The sequence below is a fragment of the Ruminococcus sp. AF20-12LB genome, from assembly GCF_003478985.1.
Classification (GTDB): Bacteria; Bacillota; Clostridia; order Lachnospirales; family Lachnospiraceae; genus Blautia_A.
Genome location: NZ_QUGH01000029.1, coordinates 1 through 1,489 on the forward strand (window position 1 = coordinate 1; position 1,489 = coordinate 1,489).

The window sequence follows — 1,489 nt, forward strand, 5'->3', positions numbered from 1 at the left end:
CGAGACCGTTTCAAGTTTTGTGTAAACTCAAAAAACTGATATAAGATATGTCATTAGTTACATTGGGCAGAGCCGATTTTAGAGGTTCTGCCCTTGCTTATATTATAATACAGTTTCCGGACATGTCAAACAGAGCTGGTTTGCCCAGCCCTGCCTTACCAGAAACGGCTTATAATCCAGATAACCGTTCCTCAAAAAATATCTCCAACTGCGAATGGATCTGTCCCCAATCCTGCCGGTGACCAGTCCATTTTTTTGTGATATCCATCATGGCCAGATACAGCATTTTCAAGAGACTCTCATCCGAAGGAAATACCGTCTTTGATTTCGTGACCTTCCGTAGCTGCCGGTTAAATCCCTCGATAGCATTCGTAGTATAGATCAAGCGGCGGACCGCTTCCGGATACTTGAAATACGTCGAAAGATTCGCCCAGTTATCCTTCCATGATTTTGCGATTTTAGGATATTTTCCGCTCCATTTTTCATCAAAGCTACCAAGTTCAGCCAGTGCAGTTTCTTCCGTTGGAGCTGCATATACACGTTTCAGATCAGCCATCAGCGGCTTGAGTTCCTTGTAGGAAACAAACTTTGTTGTATTTCGGATCTGATGAATGATACACTGTTGGATCTCAGTATCCGGGAAAACGGCTTCAATCGCTTGGGGAAAACCTGTCAGACCGTCTACACAGGCAATCAGGATATCTTTTACGCCACGATTCTTCAGACCATTTAGAATAGAAAGCCAGAACTTCGCACTTTCGTTTTGGCCGACATACATACCAAGGACATCTTTGTGCCCTTCCATGTCGATCCCTATGGCGATATAAACCGCACGTTTTACAATCCGACCTTCGTTGCGCACATGGTAATGGATGGCATCCATGAAAACAACCGCATAGATATCTTCCAAAGGTCTTTCCTGCCATTCTTTTACGATGGGAAGGATCTTATCCGTGATCCGGCTGATGGTACTGTCAGAAATTTCGATATCGTACAGTTCACGCATATGGCTTTCAATATCATTCGTGGTCATTCCTTTGGCATACATGGATATGATCTTTTCTTCCATGTCCTGAGTAACCGTATTCTGATACTTTTTGACGATCTGTGGTTCAAACTCACCTTTCCGGTCTCTTGGGATATCAATCTCCATATCGCCATAGCTGGTATGCATGGTCTTCTGGGAATGGCCGTTTCTGGAATTATCTGTTTCCTTGTTCCGATAATCATACCTGGAATATCCCAGTTCCTCATCCATTTCCTGATCCAGAACACCTTCAAGGATGATCGACATCATATCTCGCATAATGGAATTGACGTCGGTTCCATCCTTGACCTTTACATTGTTTTCTTTCAGATAGTTGCCCATCATTTCCCGAAGGGCAGCTTTTTGTGGGGTATCTTTTTTCCTTGCCATAAAATAAACCTCCAAACTGGTAAGTCTATCTTACATCAGTTTGAAGGTTTACACAAACTTTGGGATACTCCC

At 43.3% G+C, this 1,489-nt stretch carries 1 protein-coding gene; it reads right to left on the reverse strand.

From position 1 onward, the window contains the following. Positions 1-169: 169 nt before the first annotated feature. Positions 170-1,417, reverse strand: coding sequence for an IS256 family transposase (locus tag DWX61_RS18680; protein ID WP_118594068.1), 1,248 nt, complete (start codon positions 1,415-1,417; stop codon positions 170-172). Between the last annotated feature and the right edge of the window lie 72 nt (positions 1,418-1,489).

Bases quoted from the DNA above. Each gene is read 5' to 3' on its own strand.
- DWX61_RS18680 (WP_118594068.1), bottom strand. From the start codon at position 1,417: ATGGCAAGGAAAAAAGATACCCCACAAAAAGCTGCCCTTCGGGAAATG.